General features: G+C 62.5%; 28 protein-coding genes and 1 tRNA gene. 17 read left to right on the top strand and 12 right to left on the bottom strand.

The window, feature by feature from the left end; translation table 11 throughout:
• The first annotated feature begins 53 nt into the window (after positions 1 to 53).
• The 9 genes from HWQ56_RS21150 (at position 54) to HWQ56_RS21110 (ending at position 8,112) form a co-directional block, all read left to right on the top strand.
• Positions 54 to 578, top strand: a complete 525-nt coding sequence (locus HWQ56_RS21150; protein ID WP_158156740.1) for an ankyrin repeat domain-containing protein — start codon at positions 54 to 56, stop codon at positions 576 to 578.
• Positions 579 to 639: 61 nt separating this feature from the next.
• Positions 640 to 1,170, top strand: coding sequence for a hypothetical protein (locus HWQ56_RS21145; RefSeq protein WP_176571706.1), 531 nt, complete (start codon positions 640 to 642; stop codon positions 1,168 to 1,170).
• Between the two features lie 57 nt (positions 1,171 to 1,227).
• On the top strand, positions 1,228 to 1,419 hold the full coding sequence (locus HWQ56_RS21140) for a PLDc N-terminal domain-containing protein (protein ID WP_176571705.1): 192 nt from the start codon (positions 1,228 to 1,230) through the stop codon (positions 1,417 to 1,419).
• Between the two features lie 230 nt (positions 1,420 to 1,649).
• Positions 1,650 to 3,728, top strand: coding sequence for an LTA synthase family protein (locus HWQ56_RS21135; protein ID WP_176571704.1), 2,079 nt, complete (start codon positions 1,650 to 1,652; stop codon positions 3,726 to 3,728).
• A gap of 195 nt (positions 3,729 to 3,923) precedes the next feature.
• A complete protein-coding gene (locus tag HWQ56_RS21130) occupies positions 3,924 to 4,160 on the top strand; it encodes a hypothetical protein (protein WP_158156732.1) in 237 nt (78 codons plus the stop codon).
• 217 nt (positions 4,161 to 4,377) lie between these two features.
• Positions 4,378 to 4,719, top strand: a complete 342-nt coding sequence (locus HWQ56_RS21125) for a ribonuclease E inhibitor RraB (protein WP_027977410.1) — start codon at positions 4,378 to 4,380, stop codon at positions 4,717 to 4,719.
• A 220-nt stretch (positions 4,720 to 4,939) separates the two neighbouring features.
• On the top strand, positions 4,940 to 6,349 hold the full coding sequence (locus HWQ56_RS21120; protein ID WP_158156730.1) for a circularly permuted type 2 ATP-grasp protein: 1,410 nt from the start codon (positions 4,940 to 4,942) through the stop codon (positions 6,347 to 6,349).
• A 12-nt stretch (positions 6,350 to 6,361) separates the two neighbouring features.
• Positions 6,362 to 7,312, top strand: a complete 951-nt coding sequence (locus HWQ56_RS21115) for an alpha-E domain-containing protein (protein WP_158156728.1) — start codon at positions 6,362 to 6,364, stop codon at positions 7,310 to 7,312.
• Positions 7,309 to 8,112, top strand: coding sequence for a transglutaminase family protein (locus HWQ56_RS21110; protein WP_158156726.1), 804 nt, complete (start codon positions 7,309 to 7,311; stop codon positions 8,110 to 8,112). The genes HWQ56_RS21115 and HWQ56_RS21110 overlap by 4 nt, the downstream gene beginning before the upstream one ends.
• Before the next feature lie 78 nt (positions 8,113 to 8,190).
• On the opposite strand, the gene HWQ56_RS21105 is transcribed toward HWQ56_RS21110, so the two are convergent.
• Positions 8,191 to 8,601: a rhodanese-like domain-containing protein gene (locus HWQ56_RS21105; protein ID WP_158156724.1), complete on the bottom strand. Its 411-nt coding sequence runs from the start codon at positions 8,599 to 8,601 to the stop codon at positions 8,191 to 8,193.
• Positions 8,602 to 9,212: 611 nt separating this feature from the next.
• On the opposite strand from HWQ56_RS21105, the gene HWQ56_RS21100 reads away from it, so the two are divergent.
• Positions 9,213 to 9,923 (top strand): amidotransferase, encoded by a 711-nt coding sequence (locus HWQ56_RS21100; RefSeq protein ID WP_158156722.1) that lies wholly within the window; start codon positions 9,213 to 9,215, stop codon positions 9,921 to 9,923.
• Between the two features lie 31 nt (positions 9,924 to 9,954).
• Here the strand turns inward: HWQ56_RS21100 and HWQ56_RS21095 are convergent, their stop codons facing one another.
• From HWQ56_RS21095 to HWQ56_RS21085, 3 genes are all read right to left on the bottom strand, one after another.
• The gene (locus tag HWQ56_RS21095; RefSeq protein WP_158156720.1) at positions 9,955 to 10,926 is read right to left on the bottom strand and encodes a magnesium and cobalt transport protein CorA; all 972 of its coding nucleotides are present in this window, start codon (positions 10,924 to 10,926) and stop codon (positions 9,955 to 9,957) included.
• Between the two features lie 74 nt (positions 10,927 to 11,000).
• Complete coding sequence (locus tag HWQ56_RS21090) at positions 11,001 to 11,720, bottom strand: lysophospholipid acyltransferase family protein (RefSeq protein WP_158156718.1); 720 nt, start codon at positions 11,718 to 11,720, stop codon at positions 11,001 to 11,003.
• Positions 11,721 to 11,839: 119 nt separating this feature from the next.
• Positions 11,840 to 12,529 (bottom strand): crotonase/enoyl-CoA hydratase family protein, encoded by a 690-nt coding sequence (locus tag HWQ56_RS21085; RefSeq protein WP_158156716.1) that lies wholly within the window; start codon positions 12,527 to 12,529, stop codon positions 11,840 to 11,842.
• Between the two features lie 271 nt (positions 12,530 to 12,800).
• Here HWQ56_RS21085 and HWQ56_RS21080 point away from each other — a divergent pair.
• From HWQ56_RS21080 to HWQ56_RS21070, 3 genes are all read left to right on the top strand, one after another.
• Positions 12,801 to 12,890, top strand: a tRNA-Ser gene (locus tag HWQ56_RS21080).
• A 355-nt stretch (positions 12,891 to 13,245) separates the two neighbouring features.
• Positions 13,246 to 13,500: an AbrB/MazE/SpoVT family DNA-binding domain-containing protein gene (locus HWQ56_RS21075; protein ID WP_176571703.1), complete on the top strand. Its 255-nt coding sequence runs from the start codon at positions 13,246 to 13,248 to the stop codon at positions 13,498 to 13,500.
• A complete protein-coding gene (locus HWQ56_RS21070; RefSeq protein ID WP_176571702.1) occupies positions 13,497 to 13,844 on the top strand; it encodes a type II toxin-antitoxin system ChpB family toxin in 348 nt (115 codons plus the stop codon). Before HWQ56_RS21075 ends, HWQ56_RS21070 begins: the two co-directional genes overlap by 4 nt.
• 168 nt (positions 13,845 to 14,012) lie before the next feature.
• Here HWQ56_RS21070 and HWQ56_RS21065 read toward each other — a convergent pair whose 3' ends face one another.
• Positions 14,013 to 14,621: a DMT family transporter gene (locus HWQ56_RS21065; protein WP_176571701.1), complete on the bottom strand. Its 609-nt coding sequence runs from the start codon at positions 14,619 to 14,621 to the stop codon at positions 14,013 to 14,015.
• A 322-nt stretch (positions 14,622 to 14,943) separates the two neighbouring features.
• Between HWQ56_RS21065 and HWQ56_RS29150 the strand changes: the two genes are divergently transcribed.
• Positions 14,944 to 15,210, top strand: a complete 267-nt coding sequence (locus HWQ56_RS29150; RefSeq protein WP_245217794.1) for a DUF1203 domain-containing protein — start codon at positions 14,944 to 14,946, stop codon at positions 15,208 to 15,210.
• Here HWQ56_RS29150 and fabI read toward each other — a convergent pair.
• The 3 genes from fabI to HWQ56_RS21045 form a co-directional block, all read right to left on the bottom strand.
• A complete protein-coding gene (gene fabI / locus HWQ56_RS21055) occupies positions 15,157 to 15,951 on the bottom strand; it encodes an enoyl-ACP reductase FabI (RefSeq protein WP_176571700.1) in 795 nt (264 codons plus the stop codon). The two genes, HWQ56_RS29150 and fabI, sit on opposite strands and share 54 nt — an antisense overlap.
• A 306-nt stretch (positions 15,952 to 16,257) precedes the next feature.
• A complete protein-coding gene (locus HWQ56_RS21050; protein WP_176571699.1) occupies positions 16,258 to 16,623 on the bottom strand; it encodes a hypothetical protein in 366 nt (121 codons plus the stop codon).
• 48 nt (positions 16,624 to 16,671) lie between these two features.
• A complete protein-coding gene (locus HWQ56_RS21045; protein WP_176571698.1) occupies positions 16,672 to 17,895 on the bottom strand; it encodes an MFS transporter in 1,224 nt (407 codons plus the stop codon).
• Positions 17,896 to 18,000: 105 nt separating this feature from the next.
• Here HWQ56_RS21045 and HWQ56_RS21040 point away from each other — a divergent pair, with 105 nt between their 5' ends.
• The gene (locus tag HWQ56_RS21040; protein ID WP_158159205.1) at positions 18,001 to 18,921 is read left to right on the top strand and encodes a LysR family transcriptional regulator; all 921 of its coding nucleotides are present in this window, start codon (positions 18,001 to 18,003) and stop codon (positions 18,919 to 18,921) included.
• Here HWQ56_RS21040 and HWQ56_RS21035 read toward each other — a convergent pair.
• From HWQ56_RS21035 to HWQ56_RS21025, 3 genes are all read right to left on the bottom strand, one after another.
• Positions 18,873 to 19,622: a 3-oxoacyl-ACP reductase family protein gene (locus tag HWQ56_RS21035; protein WP_176571697.1), complete on the bottom strand. Its 750-nt coding sequence runs from the start codon at positions 19,620 to 19,622 to the stop codon at positions 18,873 to 18,875. The two genes, HWQ56_RS21040 and HWQ56_RS21035, sit on opposite strands and share 49 nt — an antisense overlap.
• Positions 19,623 to 19,712: 90 nt before the next feature.
• Positions 19,713 to 20,195, bottom strand: coding sequence for a GreA/GreB family elongation factor (locus HWQ56_RS21030; protein ID WP_176571696.1), 483 nt, complete (start codon positions 20,193 to 20,195; stop codon positions 19,713 to 19,715).
• A gap of 1 nt (position 20,196) precedes the next feature.
• Positions 20,197 to 20,565, bottom strand: a complete 369-nt coding sequence (locus HWQ56_RS21025; RefSeq protein WP_176571695.1) for a hypothetical protein — start codon at positions 20,563 to 20,565, stop codon at positions 20,197 to 20,199.
• Between the two features lie 113 nt (positions 20,566 to 20,678).
• Between HWQ56_RS21025 and earP the strand changes: the two genes are divergently transcribed.
• Both earP and HWQ56_RS21015 read left to right on the top strand, forming a co-directional pair.
• A complete protein-coding gene (earP, locus tag HWQ56_RS21020) occupies positions 20,679 to 21,812 on the top strand; it encodes an elongation factor P maturation arginine rhamnosyltransferase EarP (RefSeq protein WP_176572458.1) in 1,134 nt (377 codons plus the stop codon).
• A gap of 47 nt (positions 21,813 to 21,859) precedes the next feature.
• The gene (locus HWQ56_RS21015; RefSeq protein ID WP_027977430.1) at positions 21,860 to 22,429 is read left to right on the top strand and encodes an elongation factor P; all 570 of its coding nucleotides are present in this window, start codon (positions 21,860 to 21,862) and stop codon (positions 22,427 to 22,429) included.
• 526 nt (positions 22,430 to 22,955) lie between these two features.
• On the opposite strand, the gene HWQ56_RS21010 is transcribed toward HWQ56_RS21015, so the two are convergent.
• Complete coding sequence (locus HWQ56_RS21010; protein ID WP_176571694.1) at positions 22,956 to 23,375, bottom strand: organic hydroperoxide resistance protein; 420 nt, start codon at positions 23,373 to 23,375, stop codon at positions 22,956 to 22,958.
• Positions 23,376 to 23,470 lie beyond the last annotated feature (95 nt).

The following is a 23,470-nucleotide window of genomic DNA, read 5'->3' as shown; positions in this document are numbered from 1 at the left end:
ACCCGCTGTCGGCGTCACCGGACACTGCTCGTCACTAGCCAAGGAGATAGCCCATGACCGACACCCGTGAAGCCCGCCAGATGACCGCCGATGAAGCCGCCGAGTTTGCCGCGCAGGTATTCGACGTGGCGCGCAAGGGCGACGCCGACATGCTCGGCCGCCTGCTGGCCAACGGCTTGCCGGTGAACCTGCGCAACCACAAGGGCGACACCCTGCTGATGCTTGCGGCCTACCATGGCCACCAGGACGCGGTACGGGTGCTGCTGGCGCACCAGGCCGACCCCGAGATCCGCAACGACAACAACCAGAGCCCTATCGCCGGGGCGGCCTTCAAGGGCGACCTGGCCACGGTCAAACTGCTGGTGGAAGGTGGCGCCAGCGTTGAAGGCGCTGGCGGCGACGGCCGCACCGCGTTGATGATGGCGGCCATGTTCAACCGTACCGCCATCGTCGACTACCTGTTGAGCCAGGGTGCCGACCCCCACGCCAAGGACGCCAACGGCGCCACCGCCCTGGCCGCGGCGCAGACCATGGGCGCCCAGGACACCGCCGCCCAGCTGGCCAAACTGACGGCCTGATACCCTCGGGGCGCGAATGCGGCTATCCTTTGCGCCCTTTTTGACCGCCGCGGGCCGCCCCATGAAAGACCAACTGATTGAACTCATCACCAAGATCAGCTCGGGCTGCCTGGGCGAAGCGGACATTGCCCGCATCGCCGACGAGGCTGCCCAAGCCTACGCCGACCCCGACGCCTTCCTGGCCGCCAACCCGGACATCAACTACGACGACAGTTTTCCCATCGCCCTGGGCGAATGGGTGGTGGTTGGCAGCCTGCCTGACACCGTGCTGTTCCAGGCCGACACATACCAGGACCTGTTCCAGCAGATCACCGACTCGTTCGGCGCGGGCGTGACGTTCAATTTCAAGGCCAAGCAGTTGGCGAAGGTCGAGCCGCTCACTGCGCTGAATCGCATCCAGGTGCAAATGAGCAGCCTCGCCAAGGAAGATGGCGGTTACACGCTGGTGAATTTCAGCCAGCCGCTGGATGACGAACTGCAATGCGTGCTGGTATTCGGCAAGGACGTGGAACGGGTGCTGGAATTGTGCGCAGGCCTGAACATCGCGGCCGCGCCGTCGCTGGAAGCGCTGAAAGTCGCCGTCCACGTCTGACGGTTTGTCGCCGTGGCGCTACGCTGAAGGGGGAATCCCTTTCCTGGAGCGTCTGCCATGGGTTCCATGTTCAACGGCCTGATTGGCCTGATCATCCTCGCGCTCGATATCTGGGCCATCATCAATGTGGTCAAGAGCAGTGCCGAAGTGGGCATGAAAGTGCTGTGGGTGCTGTTGATCCTGCTGCTGCCGGTGCTGGGCCTGATCATCTGGGCCATCGCCGGCCCCCGGGGCAACGTGCGCCTTTAATTGTTACCTGGTGCTACCTCACGCCACTTGAGGGTGGGACCTGTATCGCCCGCTTCCTGAGCTTCGCCCGGTCCCACAGGGTTATGCGAGCCACCCTTTGGGCCGGGCGAAGCCCGGGAAGCGGGCGACGCTGTCTAAAAATTGCAGTGCATCACTTGCCATCTTGATGCACCATTTGCCGCCTCGTGTTTCACGATTCCAATAAACCCATCCACGGATCTTCAATCGACATGGCCATCACGGACGCCTTGGAACCGGCGCAGGCGTATAAACGCCGGCAGCCGACCGTCAAATCCCACCTTGCCTACACCTTGCTCAGCGGCCTTGCCATCATGGTGCTGCTCAGCCTGCTGCGCCTGGCATTGCTGATCTACAACCGTGAAATGATCCTCGACACCCCGGCCTCCACCTTTGTCGAAGCATTCGGCAATGGCCTGCGCTTCGATGTGCGCCTGGTGGTCTACACGCTCATTCCGCTGGTGATCGCCACCCTGGTGCCCTGGCTGATGGCGCGCCGCGGCCTGTGGCGCTTCTGGCTGACCATCACCTCCAGCATCATGATGTTCCTGGGCCTGATGGAACTGGATTTCTTCCGTGAATTCCACCAGCGCCTCAACGGCCTGGTGTTCCAGTACGTGAAGGAAGACCCCAAGACCGTGCTGAGCATGCTCTGGTACGGCTACCCCGTGGTGCGTTACCTGGTGGCCTGGGCGATTGTCACCTGGCTGCTGAGCCTGGTGTTCAAGGGCATCGACCGCATGACCCGCCCGCGTACCGACTACGTCGCCAGTGGCCGCCGCCCGGTGGCGCCGTGGTATGGCCGCGTGGCCATGTTCGTGGTGCTGCTGGCCGTGGCCGTGGTCGCCGCCCGCGGCACCCTGCGCCAGGGCCCGCCGCTGCGCTGGGGCGATGCCTACACCACTGATTCGAACTTCGCCAACCAGCTGGGCCTCAACGGTACCCTGAGCCTGATCGGCGCCGCCAAGAGCAGCTTCTCCGACGAGCGCGACAACATCTGGAAAGCCACCATCCCCGAGGATGATGCCCAGCAGACCGTGCGCAACATGCTGCTGACCACCAACGACAAGCTGGTGGACGCTGACACTGCCGCCGTGCGCCGTGACTTCACGCCACCGGCGCAGAACGTGCTGGGCTACAAGAACGTCGTGGTGATCCTGATGGAAAGCTTCGCCGGTCACTCGGTGGGTGCCTTGGGCGCACCGGGCAACATCACCCCGTATTTCGACCAGTTGGCCAAGCAGGGCGTGCTGTTCGACCACTTCTTCTCCAACGGCACCCATACCCACCAGGGCATGTTCGCCACCATGGGCTGCTTCCCCAACCTGCCGGGCTTCGAATACCTGATGCAGACCCCCGAAGGCGCCCACAAGCTGTCGGGCCTGCCGGAGCTGCTCAGTGCGCGCAACTACGATGACGTGTACGTGTACAACGGTGATTTCGCCTGGGACAACCAGTCGGGCTTCTTCGCCAACCAGGGCATGACCACCTTCATCGGCCGCAATGACTTCGTCAACCCGGTGTTCTCCGACCCTACCTGGGGCGTGTCCGACCAGGATATGTTCGACCGTGGCGCCGAGGAACTGGCCAAGCGTGACAAGGCCGGCAAGCCGTTCTATGCCTTGCTGCAAACCCTGTCCAACCACACCCCGTATGCCATCCCGTCGCCGCTGCCGGTGCCCCAGGTCACTGATCGTGGCCCGCTGAACCAGCACCTGACGGCCATGCGCTACTCGGACTGGGCCCTGGGCCAGTTCTTCGAGAAGGCCAAGAAAGAGCCGTACTTCAAGGACACGCTGTTCATCGTCGTCGGCGACCATGGTTTCGGCAACGAGCAGCAGATCACCGAAATGGACCTAGGCCGCTTCAACGTGCCCATGCTGATGATCGGTGAAGGCCTGCAGGAAAAATTCGGTGCGGTGAACCACACCGTGGGTACCCAGATCGACATCGTGCCGACCATCATGGGCCGTCTCGGTGGCGAAACCCGCAACCAGTGCTGGGGCCGTGACCTGCTGAACCTGCCTGAAGGCGACAAGGGCTTCGGCGTGATCAAGCCGTCGGGCAACGAGCAGACCGTGGCCATCATCACCGGCGACCGGATCCTGGTGCAGCCCAAGGACATGCCGCCGCGCATGTTCCGCTTCCAGTTGGGCAGCGACCCGAAAGCCGAGCCTATCGCCGATCAGCCTGACCAGGCCGACCTGCTGCACAAGCTCGACTCGTTCATCCAGACGGCCACCAAGAGCCTGCTGGACAACACCGCGGGAGTTGCCGACTCGAAGAAATAACGTGTCGTGATTCAATGCTGGCCCCGGTGGGGGCTGGCTTGCCAGCGAGCTTTTCGTGCTGAAAGCTCACTGGCAAGCCAGCCCCCGCTGTCGTTTCAGGGCCTGCGCTGCCATTTGGCACTCCCTTGGAACGATGCTCCCGTCCCCCGGTCAAGTTAAGTGAGGCGGTTGCCTCAGTCTGCCGAGGAGATCCTGATGAAAAAGTGGCAAATCGCTTTTATCGATGAGCATGGTCAGCAACTGAACCTGCAAATCGATGCTGATCAGCGTCCCGACAAGGATGAAGCGGCCCGGCATGTACGTGCCTACTACCGGCCCGTGCTGGCGAAGGCCGACCTGAACGACTTCGACAACCGCGCCCCGGAACCGGCGGCGAAAGCGCTCAAGGAGATGAATGCCATGGAAATCGTTTCCGTGACACCAGTCGACTGATCCTCATCCCGTGCGCCTGACCCTCTGGCACAGGCGCTGCCTTCGCGCTACTCTGCAACCGAGGGCGGCCAATACCGTTGGTCGTGACCTTGTCTTGTCAGCTTCATGCTTGTTTCCGGGTGACCCGAGCGGGTCGCGTATTCCCTTTGCAGTCATCTGTCAACGGAGGTCCTGGAAGTACTGAAAGTCTATCCATCAATGATGAGGAGGACGATCCATGAGCACAGCCTATCAAGAAGACATCAGCACCCATGTGCTGCGCCGCATGAAAGAAGGCGGATTCGATTTCGCCAGCATCCACCCCATCGAGTTTTATGCCGTGTTCCCGGACGAGAAACGTGCGCGTACGGCGGCGGGAAAGTTTCAGGGTGAATCACTCAATGCGCAGGTCAGTGAACGGGACGACGGCGCCTGGTACCTGGAACTCAGCAAGGTGATGTACGCCACCTATGGCGGCATCGGCGAGTTCGAGCAAGACTTCGAGGCCGTCATCGAACCGCTGGGCGGTGAGATCGAAGGGTGGGGCGTCAAGCATCAGGTCCAACGGCTTCAAGCATAAAATCAGGTGAAAGGTTCGAGCCTCACGCTGACAACGTGGGGCTTGCGGCTATCCTTAGGACGCTTCGCAATGAAGCGTCCACAAGCCGGTTGTGGTGGAACACGCACAGGAATGGTGCGTCGTTCGCCGCGGTTTTAGCCAACCGATTGTTTTATAAGCGTTTATGCCGCTGGCACGGGCCTTGCGATGGCCTTGGTGTCCGGGTGACAAGGAGTACGGCATGATCCGCACCTTTTATGATGAGATGTACGATGCCGGCGGCGTTGTCCGCCCGCATTACCGGGAGTTCGCCCGCTGGTTGGCCGACACCCCCGAAGAACTCCTGGCCCAGCGGCGCCGGGAAGCCGATCTGCTGTTCCACCGCGCCGGTATCACCTTCACGCTCTATGGCGATGAGCAGGGCACCGAGCGGCTGATTCCTTTCGATACCATTCCGCGCAGCATCCCGGCCAGCGAGTGGCGGGTGGTGGAGCGTGGCTGTATCCAGCGCGTGAAGGCGCTGAACATGTTCCTGGCCGACCTGTATCACGACCAGCGCATCATCAAGGCCGGGATCATCCCCGCCGAACAGGTGCTGGCCAACGAGCAGTACCAGCTGGCGATGCAGGGGCTGAACCTGCACCGCGATATCTACTCGCACATTTCCGGGGTAGACCTGGTGCGCGACGGCGACGGCAGCTACTACGTCCTGGAAGACAATTTGCGCACCCCCAGCGGCGTGAGCTACATGCTCGAAGACCGCAAGATGATGATGCGCCTGTTCCCCGAGCTGTTCGCCGCCCAGCGCATCGCCCCTATCGACCACTACCCCAGCCTGTTGCTCGACACCCTGAAAAGCTCCAGCCCCATCGACAACCCCAGCGTGGTGGTGCTGACCCCCGGGCGCTTCAACAGTGCGTTCTTCGAGCATGCGTTCCTGGCGCGGGAGATGGGCGTGGAACTGGTGGAAGGCGCCGACCTGTTCGTGCGTGACGACCGGGTGTACATGCGCACCACCGATGGCCCCAAGGCCGTGGATGTGATCTACCGGCGCCTGGACGATGCCTACCTGGACCCCTTGGCCTTCAACCCGGAATCGATGCTGGGCGTGCCGGGGCTGCTGGCTGCGTACCGCTCGGGCAACGTCATTCTGGCCAACGCCATCGGCACCGGGGTGGCCGACGACAAGTCGGTGTACCCCTATGTCACCGACATGATCCGTTTCTACCTGGATGAAGAGCCGATTCTCAAGAACGTGCCCACTTGGCAGTGCCGCAAACCCGAAGAGCTGTCCCACGTGCTGGCGCACCTGCCCGAACTGGTGGTCAAAGAAACCCAGGGTTCCGGCGGCTACGGCATGCTCGTGGGGCCGGCGGCCAGCGCCGCCGAGATCGAGAACTTCCGTGCCCGCCTCAAGGCCCGGCCCCATGCTTACATCGCGCAACCGACGCTGTCGCTGTCGACCTGCCCGACCTTCGTCGAAAACGGCATTGCCCCGCGCCATATCGACCTGCGCCCGTTCGTCCTGGCCGGCCGCGAAACCCGTGTGGTGCCCGGCGGCCTGACCCGCGTGGCGCTGCGCGAGGGCTCGCTGGTGGTCAACTCGTCCCAGGGTGGCGGAACCAAGGACACCTGGGTGGTCGAGGATTAAGGATGCCTGCCAATGCTGAGTAGAACTGCCTCTGACTTGTACTGGATGTCGCGCTACCTGGAGCGGGCCGAAAACCTCGCACGGATGCTCGACGTCAGCTATTCCCTGTCGCTGATGCCACAGGACGGGCGCGGTGACGGCCTGGATGAAATGGCCATGCCGCTGCTGATCACCGGCACCCTGGACGACTACCTGGAGCGCCATGGCAAGCTGCACGCCGAACGGCTGCTGCACTTTTTCGCCCTGGACGCCAGCAACCCGGCCAGCATCTACAGCTGCCTGGGCGCGGCCCGCGCCAGTGCCCATGCCGTACGTGGGCGCATCACTGCCGACATGTGGGAAAACATCAACTCCACCTGGTTGGAAATCCGCGGCATCGCCGAGCAGGGCCTGGGGCGTTATGGCCTAAGCCGCTTCTGTGAATGGATCAAGGAGCGTTCGCACCTGTTTCGCGGCGCCAGCTACGGCACCATCATGCGCAACGACGCGTTTCGCTTCATTCGCCTGGGTACCTTCATCGAGCGCGCCGACAACACCTTGCGGCTGGTGGATGCCCGCTACGAAATGCTGGGTGACGAAGCCGAGTCGGTGGACGAGAGCTCGGCGCGCAGCTACTACCAGTGGAGCGCCCTGTTGCGTGCCCTGTCGTCGTTCGAGGCCTACACCGAGATCTACCGCGACGCGCCATCGGCCCACAACGTGGCTGAGCTGTTGCTGTTGCGTGCCGACGTGCCGCGCTCGCTGCGTGCGTGCACCGAGGAAATCGACCAGATCCTGGCCTCGCTGCCGGGCCTCAACGGTCGCCCGGCCCAACGCCTGGCCGCCGAGCTGGACGCGCGCCTGCGCTACACCGGCATCGGCGAGATTCTCGACGAAGGCCTGCACGCCTGGCTCACCGAATTCATCCCCAAGGTCGCCGAATTGGGCAACGCCATTCACAGTTCCTACCTGGAGGCTGTATGAGACTCTCCATAAGCCACGAGACTGCGTACCACTACGAAGACGAGGTGCGCGCCAGCATCCAGTACCTGCGCCTGACCCCGCACGACAGCGAGCGCCAGCACGTGCTCAGCTGGCAACTGGACCTGCCGCGCCATGTGCGCGCGCAGCTGGACCCGTTCGGCAATATCCTCCATGTATTGACCCTGGACGAGCCGCACCACGACATCATCATCGGTGCCCGTGGCCAGGTGGACATCGACGAAACGCGCGAGGCCGAGCATGAAGCGCAGTCGCCGCTGCCGTTTCGTCGCTTCACCCGCCTTACCGAGGCCGACGAGGCACTGCGGGCCTTCGCCGACCAGCAATGCAAGCAGCGCAGCGACCGTAGCGCGCTGATCGACCTGATGCACGCCTTGAACCAGCACATGACCTACACCCCCGGCGCGACCGAGGTGGGCACCAGCGCGGCCCAGGCGTTCGCGGCCCGTGCCGGCGTCTGCCAGGATCACACCCATGCATTCCTGGCCTGCGCCCGCAGCCTGGGGGTGCCGGCGCGCTACGTGTCAGGTTACCTGTTCAGCGGCGACAGCGAGCACCTGGCCAGCCATGCCTGGGCGGAAGCCTGGCTGGACGATGCCTGGTACAGTTTCGATGTGACCAACGAACTGGCCAAGCCGGAGCGGCACCTGAAATTGGCGGTGGGGCTGGACTACCTGGATGCCTGCCCGGTACGCGGCATGCGCCGTGGCGGTGGCTTCGAACAGATGCACGCCAAGGTGGTGGTGACGCCGACCACCCAGGTGCAGATCCAGGTTCAATGACGGGCAGGTGCTGGCCAGCCAGCGAGCTTTGCAGATGCTAAAGCTCGCGAGCCAGCCAGTGCCGGCAGGCACCGCAGCTCAGCAGTAGAAGTTGTCCTTCTGGCACAGCCGGAACAGCGCCGAGTTCAAGTCCATGTAATTGCCACCGTTGACGATGCTCAGGAAGCCAGCCTTCTTCAATGCCGCTTCGGCCTTGTTGGCGTTCGCATCGGTGTCGCTGTACATCACCACCACCTGACTCTTGTTCTGGATCACCTTGGCCAGCTGGTACGCCAGCCCGCGCGCATCGGTGTCGCTGGAAGACAGAGGGCGAAGCGCGATGTCCACCTGCAGCGCATTGTTGATATGGCCGGCGGCAAACTGGTCATTGTTGCGCACATCGAGAATGACCACGCCATTGCCTATCTGGTCCACCGCTTCGTCGATGTCGACGTAGGCGTTGGCGTGGGCGCTCATCAGTAATACGAGGGGGGCAATCCATCTGCGCATGGGCCAATCTCCAAGGGTTCAGGCTGGAAGATTGGCACAGATGCACAGCCCTCGAAAGCGAGGGCGGCAATTTTTATCCGGTAGCCTGACTGTGGGTCACCCGAACAGCCGAGAGAGGTTGGGGAGAATCAGCAACAGCGTGGTAATGACGACGATAATGCCGGCCTGACGTACTTTGTCGTGTTTGAGCATGGTTGGCTGCCTTCTTGTTATTCTTCCTTTGCGCCGACTGCGGGCCTTGTTGGCCAGGCGAAGACGTGCACCTGATGTCGCGATCGCCTGCTCGACCTGAACTGCCGCCACGTCGAGCCACCCAAGGCGATATTTGTAACAGTAGGGCCCCCGCAGGCTGTGCCTTAGAACGCTTTCGTCTGTTCATATCGCGACACCATTGCCAAATTGTCTATTGTTCAGGGGAACGACCCAGTGATTCCCATGCTAGAGAGGCCGGTTGCCGGTTATCGTACGTGAACCCGGAATGACCACTCGTCAGGCGCCGCCGAACGGTAGGGCAGGATGGTTCATGCTCCGCTGGGCTTGCCAGCGGCCCCGGTTTCGCGCAGTCTCAGCGCCGTGCACTGTTGCCTCTTACTGTGTCGGGTACTTTTTCTATGTCGTTACGTATCTGCATCCTGGAAACCGATGTCCTGCGGCCGGAGCTGGTCGACCAATACCAGGGCTACGGCCGGATGTTCGAGCAGTTGTTCGCGCGCCAGCCCATCGCGGCGCAATTCGTCATTCATAACGTGTTGAACGGTGATTACCCGGCTGACGACGAGGTGTTCGACGCCTACCTGGTCACGGGCAGCAAGGCCGACTCGTTCGGTACCGACCCTTGGATTCAAACCCTCAAGACGTACCTGCTGGAGCGTTACAAGCGGGGCGACAAGCTGCTGGGCGTATGCTTCGGCCACCAGTTGCTGGCCTTGCTGCTGGGCGGGCGTGCCGAGCGTGCCAGCCAGGGCTGGGGCGTGGGCGTGCATGACTACAAGGTCGACACCCAGGCCGAATGGATGAACCCACCGGCCAGCGAGCTGGCGTTGCTGATCAGCCACCAGGACCAAGTGACCGCGCTGCCTGAAGGGGCCACTGTGGTCGCCTCCAGCGCATTCTGCCCGAACGCGGCGTACCACATCGGCAACCAGGTGTTGTGCTTCCAGGGCCACCCGGAATTCCAGCACGACTACTCCCGCGCGTTGCTCGACCTGCGCGTGCAGAGCCTGGGCCAGGCCGTGCACAGCGCCGCAGTGGCCAGCCTGGCGCGCGAGCACCAGGGCACCGTGGTCGGTGAGTGGATGTTGCGCTTCGTGGCGCAGCAGTAACCGGCAGGAGCTGGCCAGCCAGCTCCCGTTACTAAAGCCAGCCCGAACGCCTGAAGCTGATGTACAGCGCGGTGCACCCCACCGCAATGCCCCCCAGCACCGCGAAATACCCGTACTGCCAGTGCAGCTCCGGCATGTTCTGGAAGTTCATGCCGTAGATGCCGGCCACCGCCGTGGGAAACGCCAGGATCGCCGCCCAGGCCGCGAATTTGCGCTGCACGATGCTCTGGCGTGAAGACTCCAGCAGCATGCCCACCTCGATGGTCTGGCTGGCGATGTCACGCATGGTGCCCAGGTCTTCCATCTGCCGGGTGACATGGATCTCCACGTCGCGGAAATACGGGCGCATGTTCTTGTCGATGAAGGGGAAGGACAGGCGCTGCAACTCCTCGCTGATCTCCACCATGGGCGCCACATAACGGCGCAGCCGCAGCAGTTCCCGGCGCAGGCTGTGCAAGCGCTGCACATCGGCCTCGCGCAGGCAGTCGGCCAGTACATTGGCTTCTATCTGCTCGATCTCGGCATGAATGGCCTCGCTGACCGGCTGGTAGTTTTCCGTGACGAAGTCCAGCAAAGCGTACAGCACGAAATCCTCACCGTGCTCCAGCAGCAACGGCCGGGCTTCGCAACGCTGGCGCACCAGGGAATACGACGCCGAATGGCCGTTGCGGGCGGTGATGACATAGCCTTTGCCAGCGAAGATGTGGGTTTCAATGAACTCCAGCTTGCCGTCCAGCCGTACCGGCGAATAGGTGACGATGAACAGCGCGTCACCGAAGGTTTCCAGCTTGGGGCGGCTGTGCTTTTCCAGCGCGTCTTCGATCGCCAGTTCATGCAGCCCGAACTGGCGTTGCAGGGTGGCCAGTTCGGCGGCGTTGGGTTGCTCCAGGCCGATCCAGACGAAGTGCCCGGGTCTCTTGGCCCAGGCCGCGCCATCGTCCAGGCTGATGTCCACGACTTTCTTTCCGGCGCTGTATACCGCCGCGGCAACCACTCTACCCATGGCTTGGCTTCTTGTACTGGTGGCAGTCAATGCAGCTTGGTCTCTGTGTTCAGAGTCGGCAAGCCGCGCAGGGTTCAAGCGTGCTGCAGCTGTCGTTCCAGTTCGTCGATGCACGCTTGCATCTGTTCGCGGCACTGTTGCATCAGCGCCGGGATGTCCTTGCTCGTCAGCCCCTGCGTGGGGATGGCCGGCAGCGAGCGCACCGCCACGCGCCCGGCACGCCAGCGGTTCCAGCGCACGCTGCGGGCATAGCGGCTGACACAGAGCGGCACAATAGGCACCCCGGCATCGATGGCCATTTGAAAGGCACCTTTCTTGAAGGCCAGCAATTCGCTGCCCTGGTTGCGCGTGCCCTCCGGAAACACCCAGATGGACGTATCGCGCTTCAAGGTGCGAGTGGTGGTCTGCAAGGCGCGGCGCGCCTGGTAGGCGTTGCCGCGGTTGATCAGCACGTTGCCACCCAACCAGAACAGCTGGCCGAAGAAGGGCACCCACTTGAGGCTTTTCTTGCCGATGCACACCGTGCGGCGCGGCACTACCTGGCCCAGCACGAACAGGTCATAGTTGGATTGGTGGTTGGCGATGATCACGCAGCCGGGCGGCTGTTCGAACAAAGGGCGCACCTGAGCGTCCAGCGTCAGCCCCAGAATCCTGATGGCAGGGCGTGAATAGAGGCGGGCGAACACCCGGCTGTTGTCGGGGTGGAAGGGGCGGCACAGGCCAATCAGCAAGCCCACGCCGCCCACGGCAAGAAAATGCAGCCCCATCAGAAACATGCGAACGATAAAAAGCATCCAGCGACTCACCTTTGGCAGAGCGCTGGAGTGTAAGGTCACGTGCGGGATTGGATCAATTAACTAAATGGACCACATCTACACAGCCGCGGGTGCCGGCGTGGGAGCTTGAGGCCGTGTCAGAGCGGATGCTCCTGGTCACGAATGATCGCGTCGTCCAGCAGGTCCAGCAGCGCCTTGCGCACCTTGAGCTTGGTCTTGCGGTGGGCACTCATGTTGATCTTCTTCAATTGCTGCGCCGCGGCCAGGGCGGTGTCGCGCAGTTGCTCGGCGCCCACCACCACGTCCAGGAAGCCGGCCTCCACCGCGCTGCGCGGGTTGAACATTTCACCATTGATCACCGAGCGGTGGAACGCCGCCTTGCCCAGCCGGTCGCGCGCCAGCTCGATACCCGCGTGGTGCATGGTCATGCCGATCTGCACTTCGTTCAGGCCAATGCTGAACGGCCCCTCGACGCCAATGCGATAGTCCACCGACAACAACAGGAAGGCGCCCTTGGCCACCGCATGGCCCGGGCAGGCGACAACCACGGGGAAGGGGTGCGACAACAACCGGCGGGCGAGGGTAGAGCCAGCGGTAACCAGGCCGATGGCCTGTTGCGGGCCCGCGGTCATGACCTTGAGGTCATAGCCCCCGGACAGGATGCCGGGCTGCCCGGTGATGATCACCACCGCGCGGTCCTGCTCGGCGCGATCCAGCGCCGCGTTGAACGCAGCGATCACGTCGGGGGAAATCGCATTGACCTTGCCGTTGCTCAAGGTCAGCGTGGCGACGCCATCGTCCAGTTGGTAGTCGATCAACTCGCTCATGACGGGTATTCCTTTATTAGGTTTTGCCGCAGACGTTACTCAGCCCGCCCGCCCAGGTAAAGCGCCGTGACTGACTGCCCGGTCACGCGCCACGGCCTGGGCCCCGTGCCTGCGCGTGCACAGCGCCGCGGTGGCCGGTTTGCCGTGAATACAGGCGTTTTTACCCGAAAGGGCATAACCGCATGAAAAATCTGAAAAAAATGTTTGCCATCGGAAAAGCTTTCGACTACATTAGCGCGCCTCGACAGACAGAACATGTTTGAAGAGAAACGGTGAAGTGTCCGAGTGGCTGAAGGAGCACGCCTGGAAAGTGTGTATACAGGAAACTGTATCAAGGGTTCGAATCCCTTCTTCACCGCCACATTTGAACGAAAGAGCCCTGATTATTCAGGGCTTTTTCGTTTTTGCGTTTCTGAAAAATATCACGGCCCATACGTGGGGGAGGCTTTACCGGCAGGCCGGTATCAAGCAGGGATCGTCGCTCAGTGGCAGACGCTCACCTGCAGCAAAGGTGCTGGCCGCCACTCGTGACGTTGAGACGGTTCAAATGATTCTTGGGCATTCCGATCTTGACCATTTGAAGCCGTATCTGACAGCGGATCAAGCCACTATACGACGCGCTTTTCAGCGGGCATTGTAGATACTATGTTTATACAAAACGCTTGCTGGTGCCGTGCTTGGTATCTACAATGTGTAAACATTATAGGGGGGGTGTGATGGAAGTCAAAGTGCAGCAATGGGGTAATAGCGCGGCGATTCGCCTGCCAGCAACAGTGCTGAAGCTGATGAATCTGGCCAGTGGCGATGTGCTGAAACTCGATGTGTCTGCCGAGGTTATGACCCTCAAACCTGTGAAGGCCAAGCCGCATTATTCGCTGGCCGAGCTGATGGCGCAGTGCGATCTGAGCGCGGCGGCGCCTGCCGACATGGCAGCGTGGAATGCCATGTCAGCGGTTGGGCGTGAAGCGTGAAGCGGGCCACATTCAACCGTGGTGATATTGTGCGCCTGAACCTGAATCCCACCGCTGGCCGTGAGCAGCAAGGCGATTTTCGTCCGGCGCTGATCATTTCGCCTGCGGCTTTCAACGTCTCGGGCTTGGTTCTGATTGCACCCATCACTCAAGGCGGGGATTTTGCCCGCTATGCCGGTTTTGCCGTCCCGCTGAGCGGTTCCGGCACCGAGTCGCAGGGCGTGGTGTTGTGCAATCAACTCCGCACTGTTGACCTTGAGGCCCGTGGGGGCAAGCGCGTAGAGGCGGTCCCTGAGGTGGTGATGGACGATGTATTGGCCCGCATTCAAGTACTGATTGAGTAAAGCAAACGACGAATGAGTAAACGAAATCGTCCCGCCAGTAATCACAGAAGCCGGCAATGGACACCTAAGCGCCTTTCGCCGCGTTCTGGGTTGGCCGTCCCGAGCTGATGGACCGCAACAAGCGTGAAGCATCCAATATTTTGGCAATCGCCCTTGCAGCGTTGCGCTTCAATGCCGGACAAAAAAGCCAGACCGGAACCAGGTTGTCTCCGTTGAAGAAACCGGTTTGTTACACACCACAATACCGCCGATCACCAACGCCCCTCCCATCGCGGTATAAACGCTGATGTGCTCATCGAGCAGCCCCCACCCCAGCAGCACCGCGGTCAACGGATTTAGCGCAATGAACACCCCCGCGCGGTTAGCGCCGATGACCTGGATGCCGTTGTAGAACCAGATGTACGCCAGCGCCGAGCCAACGGCCCCGAGGTAGGTCAGGCTCAACAGCTCGTTGGCAGGCAGCGCCCTCACTAGGTCCAGGCTGAACTGCCCCTTGGCAATGGCGGTGATGGTCAGCATCGCCGCGCCGGCCCAGATCGAGTAGGTCACCGTATGAAGCGCGCCGATCTCCTTGACCACCGACTTGCCGAACAGGCTATAGGCTACCCAGCTCAGCACACAGCCAAAAATCAGCAGATCGCCGCGCCAATCAGCCCCGTCGCCGGTCTGTCGTGCCGCCCCCAAACGGGCGGCCGCGAAGTAACTGAGCAACAAACGGATAGTGCAATTAGCATCCGTTGCGTTTCGATTGGTTGGCAACCAATAGGAGACGCACATGACCTTCCGTATAACCGGCCTTTCCCCCCAACCCTTTTAGGAATTGTTCGACCTACCGCAGCATGACTTGGCCGCGCTGGGGGTTATTCGCTACCAAGTCGATAACCACCCCGGTTTCCCTGACCGTATCGAATTGACAGACGCCGACATAGGCAAAAGGGTGCTGTTGCTTAACCGTCTGCCACCTGGCAAAGACGCGCTAACGAACGTCACACACGATCTTCGTTCGGGAAGGCGCATGCAGGCTTATGACGTGGTAGACCAAATCCCTGAGTCGATGCGGATTCGAAGGTTGTCGCTGTGAGCTTATGCGCAGGGCGCAATGAGGATTGATGCCGAAGTGGTAGCCCGCACAGAGATTGAGGCAATCATTGCGCGGATGTTTGCCGACCCGAAGGTCGGCTACATCCATGTCCACCATGCCAAGCAAGGGTGCTACTCCGGACGGATAGAGTGCTTGGCCTTGATCAGGTCTTGCGCTGCACGGGGGACGGACCTAGGGCATCCTTACCTGCACCTATATTCGGCTAACCCGTTACTCGCCCAGATCACCCATGGCCGTGGTATTGAAACCACCATCCACATATAGAATCTCGCCGCTGATACCCGACGCCAGGTCCGAACACAGGAACGCACCGGCGTTACCCACTTCCTCGATGGTCACGTTGCGACGCAGCGGCGTCCGGGCTTCGTTGGCGGCCAGCATCTTGCGGAAGTTCTTGATGCCGGAAGCGGCGAGGGTGCGTATCGGGCCGGCCGATACGGCGTTCACGCGGGTGCCTTGGGGGCCAAGGCTGGCGGCCAGGTAGCGGACACCGGCCTCCAGGCTGGCCTTTGCCATGCCCATGACGTTGTAGTTGGGCATGGTGCGCTCTGCGCCGAGGTAGGACAGGGTCAACAGGCTGCCGTTGCGGCCTTCCATCATGGCGCGTCCGGCCTTGGCCAGGGCGATGAAGCTATAGGCGCTAATGTCGTGGGCTATGCGGAACCCGTCGCGAGTCGTGGCTTGGGTAAAGTCACCTTCCAGTTGGTCGCCGGGCGCGAAGCCAACAGAATGCACGATGCAGTCCAGGCCGTCCCACTGCTGCCCAAGCTTGTTGAATACATCCGCGATATCCACGTCACTGGCCACGTCGCAGGGGAAACACAGCGAGGCGTTGGAGCCCCATTCGCTGGCAAACTCTTCCACGCGCGCCTTGAGCTTTTCATTCTGGTAAGTGAAAGCCAGTTCAGCTCCTTCGCGATGCATTGCGGCGGCGATGCCCGACGCGATGGACAATTTGCTGGCCACGCCAACGATTAAAACGCGCTTGCCGGTGAGAATACCCATATGTTGCTCCTTGATTTACGACAGTCCTTTATCGCCTCGCTGCGTCCCGTAGGGGGTGAGCAGGGCGCATTTGGCTATCCGACGAAACAAATGGATGTCGGGTTACATTTTGCTGGCCGGGATATCTGTGGGGGAGCGATGGTATTCTGCAGTTGGCAGATGGGAGCCTGTCGTTACGGGCGGCTTTGGACACAAGCCTCCATTGAAGCGGGCTACCCGAGGCGCCATTGGTCAAGGTACCTCCCAAGCAGCCTCCCAGTTGGACGCATCGCCTGGTATACCTCCGTCCCGCCTCCAGGGAATACATCAGGAAACCCGCCGCTCATTCAACGTCCCATTAAGCTTGGAAAACGTACGGCTATCAGCCACCGCCGTCAGCTTGCGCCCGTCCTTCAGGGTCGCGATGAACGTCACCTGCTCTTCCTTGCCCCCCAGCCACAACCCCGCCACCAGGCCGACCGGCCCCAGCACCAGGGCGCCGGCCATGCCCCAGCCCAGCGCGCCGCCGAGGCTGCGGTTGATCTCATGGTTGGCGACCGTGATGTTCTTGATGCGGCTGACGGGAATGCGTTCGCCAGGGGAGGGGTGGGTGGCCGTTTTGAGCGTGAGCGATCCATTGCTGTATTCGCCTTCGCACTGCAAGAAATCTCCAGCTTTTATTGTGAGCTTCATGAGGGATTTCCAGGTTGAATGCATTGATATTCAACCCTTCGGAATAGCTTAACGCTGGGGCAAGTCAATGTCGGGCGACGAAGTGTGCGGTCGCACGTTGCCAGCTGTTTCACGGGTGAGCCAGATGCCCATGGCCACCAGGCTGATGACCACGCCAGCGCCGACGATGCCCATCCACCCCAGCCGCTCATACAGTTGCGCACCGAGGGTCGAGCCCAGGGCGCCGCCGATGAAATAGCAGGTGATGTAACCCGCGTTGAGGCGGTTGCGGGCTTCCGGGCGCAGGGCGTAAACCGCGTTCTGGTTGCTGACGTGCAACAACTGCACCGCCAGGTCGAGCACCAGCACGCCTACCAGCAGCGCCGCGAGCGAGTGGTCTGCAAAGGCGAGTATGAGCCAGGCGGCCAACTGCGCGACGAGTCCGCCCAGGGTGGCCAGGTGGCCCTTGCCACGGTCGGCCAGGCGGCCGGCGGCATTGGCGGCCAGGGCGCCGGCCGCACCCGCCAGGCCGAACAGGCCGATCACTGCGTCGGAATAACCGTAGGGTGGTGCGGCCAGCAGGAAGGCCAGGGGCGTCCAGAACAGGCCGAACAGGCAGAACGACAGCAAACCGAGGATCGCGCGCAAGCGCAGCACGGGCTCTTCGACGAACAGCGCCAGCACTGAGCCGAGGAGTTGCGGGTAGGTGAGCCCGGCGGACTGTTGGCGGCGCGGCAACGAGCAGCCCAGGGCGATGGCGCATACCGTGAGCAGCGTGGCGGCCAACAGGTAGATGGCGCGCCAGTCCGCCAACGACGACACCAGCCCCGCCACGGTACGAGCCAGCAGGATGCCCAGCAGCAAACCGCTCATCAATGTGCCGACCACGCGCCCGCGGCGCTCCGGGTTAGCCAGGCTGGCGGCCATGGGGACCAGCACCTGGGCGACCACCGAGAATAGCCCGGTCATGGCCGTGCCCAGCAGCAACACCGGCAGGCTGGGGGCGAAGGCGCTGATCAGCAGGCCGACGGCGCTGAGCAGGGTCATGCCGACGATCAGCTTGCGCTGTTCCAGCAGGTCGCCCAGCGGCACCAGCAGGAACAGCCCGGCGCCATAGCTCAGTTGCGCGGTGATGACGATGGTGCCGGCCGTCGCCGTACTCAGCCCAAGGTGCTGGGCGATGGTGTGCAGCAGTGGCTGGGCGTAATAGTTGCTCGCTACTGTAAGGCCGGTGGCGATGGCCATCAGCAAGATGAGGGCGCTGCTCAATGGGGTTTCACGGGAGGCGGGCATGGGGGTATTCCAAGGCAGTGGAAGATGGGGCGAGTATCGGTAGTGTGGATCCATGACACAAATGTATTGTTGTCATCGAAACGATCGTAGAACGAGATAGTCGTGATGAACCTCAAGCAGATCGAATACGCCCTGGCCGTGGCCGAAGAGGGTAGTTTTACGCGTGCGGCGGAGCGCTGCCACACCGTGCAGTCGGCCCTGAGCCACCAGATCGCCCGGCTTGAGCGGCAACTGGGCGCGCAGTTGTTCGAGCGCACTTCCCGGCGTGTGGCGCTGACCCCGGCGGGGGAGGCGTTCGTTCACAGTGCGCGGGCGGCCATGGAAGCGACGCGGCGCATTGGCGACGAGGTGGCTGCGGCCTGTGGGCAGGTGCGCGGGCGGCTGAGCCTGGGGATGATTTCGTCGCTGACCGGTCTGGATGTGGTGGCGCTGATCGCGACGTTTCACCAGCAGTACCCCGATGTGCATATCCACCTCAATGTGGGGCGCAGCGAATGGATGGTGGACGAGGTGCGCGCCCGGCGCATGGATGTCGCGCTGATTGGCGTATGGCCTGGCGCCGCGGTGCAGGGCGTGGCCACGCGGGCCTTGGGCGACGAGGAATTGATGGCGGTGGTGCACCCGGACCACCCGCTGGCACGCTTGCCCCACTTGGCGCTGGCGCAATTGGCCGACCAGCCCTTGGTGGACTTTGCCGCGGGCACGGGCGCCCGCCGCCAGACCGATGAGGCATTCGCCGCCGCCCAGGTGGCCCACCAGGTGCAGTTCGAGATCACCGACATGCGCCTGGTGGAGCAGTTCGTGCAGCATGGCCTGGCCGTGGGGCTGGTGCCGGCCGGGGTGGCCCAGGGCTTTGCGGGCGTGGCGGCGCTGCCGATCAGCGACGCGCCGTCGCGGCGCGTCTATGCCGTGTGGTCGCACACGCCCAGCCCTGCGGCTGCGGCCTTCGTGGCGATGCTGGAACAGGCGCTCGCCGGTCAGGCGCCAAAACCACCATCGATGGTGAGGCTGGCGCCGGTGATATAGCCCGCTTCGTCACTGGCCAGGTAGCTGACGAAGCCGGCGATTTCGTCCACGTGACCGTAGCGGTTGATCGCCATCAGGCCCATCAGGCTGTCGGCGAACTCGCTGTTGGCGGGGTTCATGTCGGTGTCCACCGGGCCCGGTTGCACGTTGTTGATGGTGATGCCGCGCGGCCCCAGGTCGCGGGCCAGGCCCTTGACCAGGCCCACCAGCGCCGACTTGCTCATGGCATAGGCGCCGCCGCCCGCGAAGGGCATGCGGTCGGCATTGGTGCTGCCAATATTGATGATGCGCCCGCCCTCGGTCATGTGCCGGGCAGCCGCCTGGCTGGCGATGAACACGCTGCGCACGTTGATGGCGTAGGTGCGGTCGAAATCTTCCAGGCTGAATTCGTCCAACGGGCCAAGGGCCAGCACGCCGGCATTGTTGACCAGGATGTCCAGGCGGCCGAGGGTGTCCACGGTACGGGTAACGGCGTCCTGGATGGCCTGGGCGTCGGCGCTGTCAGCCTTGATGGCCAGCGCCTTGCCGCCTAGGGCGGTGATACCGTCCGCCAGGGCCTGTGCCGGCGCCTGGGAGCTGACGTAGGTGAACGCCACCGCGGCGCCTTCGGCCGCCAGGCGCTTGACGATGGCGGCGCCGATGCCGCGCGAGCCGCCCTGGACGAGGGCGACTTTACCGGTGAACGGTTGGGTGTTCGACATGGGGATCTCCAGGTTTTCACGGGGGCCAAGTGAGGCTTTCACTGTAGACCACGTCGCGGCCTGGCAGCGGGCCCGTGGGCGGCTGGGTGCCTAGCGCACATCCGTCACGGTGAACGTCTGCTGAATGCCCGCCACGACAATCGCCACCTCGTCGTCCTCGAATTTGCCCACCAGCCCCTGGCCCAGTGGCGAGCGCGGGGTAATCACGGTGACCAGGCGTTCGCCCACCGGCACTTTCAGCCCGGCCGCTTCCGGCCCCAGAAACAACCACTGCACGGCACCGTCCAGCGCTTCGAGCGTCACCAGCGCGCCCACCTGAATGCCGCGCGCCGGGTCGTAGTCGCGCAGGGTCAGCTGTTGGTACAGGCCCATTGCCTGGCGGATTTCTTCCATGCGCCGCGCCTGGCCGGTCGCCAGGTAAGAGGCTTCAAGCCCCAGGGTGTCGTATTTGTTTTCCGCCACATTTTCTTCGTGGGTAGCCGTTTCGTAGGCGGTTTGCGCAGCCCGTTGCAGTACGTCGAAATCTTCGGCCAGGCGCTCGACGATCAGTTGCCGCAGGGCATGCTTGTCCATGTCAGTTGCAGAACTTGAGTACATTGGTACGGCTCTTGTCGGTCGGTGCGGTGCGGTCCTGTTGCAGCCAGAACTGGCACTTGGGGTCCTGGTTGTGGCTCTGCGCGTCGCCCTGGCTCTGTTCCTGGCGGCGCAGGTTGTTCTGGTACTGCTCGAACATGGGTGACTCGCCCCCGGGGGCGTTCATGGCCGGGGGCGGGGGCGCCGGGGTAGTAATGGGCAAGGGGGCATTGAGGAACAGCTTGTAGCCCAGCCAGGTGGTCAGGGCGATGGCCAGGAAGCCCAGCCAGATACCCAGGGCAATGCAGCCCACCAGTTGCGCGGGGTTGAGGGTGACCAGCAGTTGACGGTGGTTGGGGCGGTAGGGCATGGCGGCCTCCTGGCGGGGTGGGCAAGGCTATGATTGTCGCATGAGTGTGGCCGCTGGCGGCGACTTTGCCTCTACAATGGCCGATTTGCCTGGAGGGCGGGATGAAAGCGGGTGTGAAAACCTCCTGGGACATTTTCTGTGTGGTGGTGGATAACTACGGCGATATCGGGGTGACCTGGCGCCTGGCGCGGCAACTGGTGGCCGAGCACGGATTGGCCGTGCGCCTGTGGGTAGATGACCTCAAGGCCTTCGAGCGATTGTGGCCCAGCGTTGACCCACACTTGGCCAGCCAATGGCAGGAAGGCGTGGAAATCTGCCAGTGGCCGCAGCAATGGCAGGCGGTGGAGGCGGCTGACGTGGTGGTCGAAGCCTTTGGGTGCAAGCTGCCCGCCGACTATCGGCACGCCATGGCGGCGCGCGCGACGCCGGCCTTGTGGGTGAACCTTGAATACCTCAGCGCCGAGACCTGGGTGTCGGGCTGCCACGGTTTGCCGTCGCCCCAGCCTGACCGGCTGCAGAAGTACTTCTTTTTCCCGGGCTTCGAGGCCAAGACCGGCGGGCTGTTGCGCGAGGCCGGGTTGTTGGCGCAACGCCAGGCGTTTGAAGGCGACGCGCAGGCACGCCAGGCGTTTCTCGCCAGCCTGGGGGTCGACACGGCGGCCGGTGAGCGTCTGATCTCGCTGTTCGCCTATGAAAACGCCAGCCTGGCCGAATGGCTCGATACCCTGGCGGACGATTCGCAGCCCACCCGCGTGCTGGTGCCCCAGGGGCGGATCCTGGGGGATGTGCAGGCCTGGCTGGGCGTGGGCGCTTTGCCACCTGGTGCCGTTCATCAGCGCGGCGGGGTTACCCTGCAGGTCGTGCCGTTCGTCCGCCAGGACCAGTACGACCGGCTGTTGTGGTGCTGCGATTTCAACGCGGTGCGCGGGGAGGACTCGTTCGTGCGCGCCCAGTGGGCCGGCAGGCCGCTGCTATGGCACATTTACGAGCAGGAAGAGTACGCCCATTGGGAAAAGCTCGAAGCCTTCCTGGCGCTCTACGTCGAGAATCTCAGCCCGTCCGCCGGGCAAGCGCTGACGTTGTTGTGGCGCGCCTGGAACCAGGGGTTGAGCATGGCCGAGCCGTGGCGGCAGGTGCTGGCGCACTGGGATGAGCTGCAGGCGAATGCGCAGAAGTGGTGCGAAAAACAAGCCGCTCAGCCTGATCTTGCATCGGCGCTGGTGAACTTTTACCGAAATTGGATATGATACGCGGCCTAGATTTTTGTAAATCCATCCAAATTCGGATATCCGCAATGAAAACTGGTAAAGAGCTTAAACCCGGTACCGTGATCCGTATCGACAACGACCCTTGGCTGGTTCAGAAAGCTGAATTCACCAAGTCGGGCCGTAACAGCGCGATCATGAAGACCAAGCTGAAGAACCTGCTGACCGGCTACAAGACTGAAACCGTCTACAGTGCCGACGACAAGCTGGACGACGTGATCCTGGATCGCAAGGAAGCCACCCTGTCCTTCATCAGCGGTGACTCCTACACGTTCATGGACACCACTGACTACACCATGTACGAACTGAACGCCGAAGACATCGAATCGGTTCTGCCGTTCGTTGAAGAAGGCATGACCGACGTCTGCGAAGCCGTGTTCTTCGAAGGCCGCCTGGTTTCGGTAGAGCTGCCGACCACTATCGTGCGTCAGGTTGACTACACCGAAGGTTCGGCGCGTGGCGACACTTCCGGCAAGGTCATGAAGCCTGCCAAACTGAAGAACGGCACCGAGCTGAGCGTTGCCGACTTCATCGAGATCGGCGACATGATCGAGATCGATACCCGCGAAGGCGGTTCGTACAAAGGCCGCGCCAAGTAATTCTGGCCCAGCCCTTGCGACGCGAAAGCCCGACCTTGAGTCGGGCTTTTTTGTGGTTCTTCACGGAATGCCGGGAAGGTTGCTTGTACTTACGAAGATCTTTAGTGGACAAACAAGGCGGCCTAGGTGATCTCACAGGCATAACTGGCCCGAAACAGATGTGGGACCGGGCTTGCCCGGGAAGCGCCGCGCGGGCGGCGCTCGATTTCAGGGGCGCAGAAAAGACCAAGACATGTATCTGGTGGCCTTGATGCAATTGCAAGGCAGGCCGAAAAAATGTTCATCGGAGCTCCTGGCTGGGGATTGCATCAGGGCCTCCAAGTGCCAGGCGATGTTGTAGTGTCGCTGTTAAGATCGAGCGCCGCCCGCGCGGCGCTTCCCGGGCAAGCCCGGTCCCACATCTGTTTCCGGCCAGTTATGCCTGGGACATTACCTGATCCGCTCTGTTTGCTCACTGTGGATCTGCAGTGGTGCGACAAACTTTCCCGAGAATCCGTGAAGAACCTTTTTTGTGGGCGCTGTTTGGTCAGACGCTGACGTGCAGGCGCACATCGACGTTGCCCCGCGTGGCGTTGGAGTACGGGCACACCAGGTGGGCGGCGTCCACCAGTGCCTGGGCGTCGGCTTGTTCCAGCCCCGGCAGGCTGATGCGCAGGTCGATGTCCAGGCCGAAGCCGCCGGGGATCTGGCCAATGCCGACTTCGGCAGTGATTTGGGTGTCAGCCGGCAGGGCGCGCTTGGACTGGCCTGCGACGAATTTCAGGGCGCCGATGAAGCAGGCCGAATAGCCGGCGGCGAACAGTTGTTCCGGGTTGGTGGCCTCACCGCCGGCGCCGCCCAGGGCCTTGGGGGTGGCCAGTTTGACGTCCAGGATGTTGTCGCTGGATACAGCACGGCCGTCGCGGCCACCGGTAGCGGTTACGGTTGCGGTGTAGAGCGTTTGCATGGTGACACCTCGTTCTGCTTGATAGGGGTGGCGCCGAAGGGCGCGTTTGTCCGGGTACACAACTAAATTAGCGCGTTAATAGTTTGCGCGCAAGA

The organism is Pseudomonas eucalypticola, assembly GCF_013374995.1.
Classification (GTDB): domain Bacteria; phylum Pseudomonadota; class Gammaproteobacteria; order Pseudomonadales; family Pseudomonadaceae; genus Aquipseudomonas; species Aquipseudomonas eucalypticola.
Note: the sequence above shows the minus strand (reverse complement) of the source record. Positions and strands in the feature narration are given on the sequence as shown.

Bases quoted from the DNA above. Each gene is read 5' to 3' on its own strand.
- HWQ56_RS21150 (WP_158156740.1), top strand. From the start codon at position 54: ATGACCGACACCCGTGAAGCCCGCCAGATGACCGCCGATGAAGCCGCC.
- HWQ56_RS21145 (WP_176571706.1), top strand. From the start codon at position 640: ATGAAAGACCAACTGATTGAACTCATCACCAAGATCAGCTCGGGCTGC.
- HWQ56_RS21140 (WP_176571705.1), top strand. From the start codon at position 1,228: ATGGGTTCCATGTTCAACGGCCTGATTGGCCTGATCATCCTCGCGCTC.
- HWQ56_RS21135 (WP_176571704.1), top strand. From the start codon at position 1,650: ATGGCCATCACGGACGCCTTGGAACCGGCGCAGGCGTATAAACGCCGG.
- HWQ56_RS21130 (WP_158156732.1), top strand. From the start codon at position 3,924: ATGAAAAAGTGGCAAATCGCTTTTATCGATGAGCATGGTCAGCAACTG.
- HWQ56_RS21125 (WP_027977410.1), top strand. From the start codon at position 4,378: ATGAGCACAGCCTATCAAGAAGACATCAGCACCCATGTGCTGCGCCGC.
- HWQ56_RS21120 (WP_158156730.1), top strand. From the start codon at position 4,940: ATGATCCGCACCTTTTATGATGAGATGTACGATGCCGGCGGCGTTGTC.
- HWQ56_RS21115 (WP_158156728.1), top strand. From the start codon at position 6,362: ATGCTGAGTAGAACTGCCTCTGACTTGTACTGGATGTCGCGCTACCTG.
- HWQ56_RS21110 (WP_158156726.1), top strand. From the start codon at position 7,309: ATGAGACTCTCCATAAGCCACGAGACTGCGTACCACTACGAAGACGAG.
- HWQ56_RS21105 (WP_158156724.1), bottom strand. From the start codon at position 8,601: ATGCGCAGATGGATTGCCCCCCTCGTATTACTGATGAGCGCCCACGCC.
- HWQ56_RS21100 (WP_158156722.1), top strand. From the start codon at position 9,213: ATGTCGTTACGTATCTGCATCCTGGAAACCGATGTCCTGCGGCCGGAG.
- HWQ56_RS21095 (WP_158156720.1), bottom strand. From the start codon at position 10,926: ATGGGTAGAGTGGTTGCCGCGGCGGTATACAGCGCCGGAAAGAAAGTC.
- HWQ56_RS21090 (WP_158156718.1), bottom strand. From the start codon at position 11,720: ATGCTTTTTATCGTTCGCATGTTTCTGATGGGGCTGCATTTTCTTGCC.
- HWQ56_RS21085 (WP_158156716.1), bottom strand. From the start codon at position 12,529: ATGAGCGAGTTGATCGACTACCAACTGGACGATGGCGTCGCCACGCTG.
- HWQ56_RS21075 (WP_176571703.1), top strand. From the start codon at position 13,246: ATGGAAGTCAAAGTGCAGCAATGGGGTAATAGCGCGGCGATTCGCCTG.
- HWQ56_RS21065 (WP_176571701.1), bottom strand. From the start codon at position 14,621: ATGTGCGTCTCCTATTGGTTGCCAACCAATCGAAACGCAACGGATGCT.
- HWQ56_RS29150 (WP_245217794.1), top strand. From the start codon at position 14,944: ATGAGGATTGATGCCGAAGTGGTAGCCCGCACAGAGATTGAGGCAATC.
- fabI (WP_176571700.1), bottom strand. From the start codon at position 15,951: ATGGGTATTCTCACCGGCAAGCGCGTTTTAATCGTTGGCGTGGCCAGC.
- HWQ56_RS21050 (WP_176571699.1), bottom strand. From the start codon at position 16,623: ATGAAGCTCACAATAAAAGCTGGAGATTTCTTGCAGTGCGAAGGCGAA.
- HWQ56_RS21045 (WP_176571698.1), bottom strand. From the start codon at position 17,895: ATGCCCGCCTCCCGTGAAACCCCATTGAGCAGCGCCCTCATCTTGCTG.
- HWQ56_RS21040 (WP_158159205.1), top strand. From the start codon at position 18,001: ATGAACCTCAAGCAGATCGAATACGCCCTGGCCGTGGCCGAAGAGGGT.
- HWQ56_RS21035 (WP_176571697.1), bottom strand. From the start codon at position 19,622: ATGTCGAACACCCAACCGTTCACCGGTAAAGTCGCCCTCGTCCAGGGC.
- HWQ56_RS21030 (WP_176571696.1), bottom strand. From the start codon at position 20,195: ATGGACAAGCATGCCCTGCGGCAACTGATCGTCGAGCGCCTGGCCGAA.
- HWQ56_RS21025 (WP_176571695.1), bottom strand. From the start codon at position 20,565: ATGCCCTACCGCCCCAACCACCGTCAACTGCTGGTCACCCTCAACCCC.
- HWQ56_RS21015 (WP_027977430.1), top strand. From the start codon at position 21,860: ATGAAAACTGGTAAAGAGCTTAAACCCGGTACCGTGATCCGTATCGAC.
- HWQ56_RS21010 (WP_176571694.1), bottom strand. From the start codon at position 23,375: ATGCAAACGCTCTACACCGCAACCGTAACCGCTACCGGTGGCCGCGAC.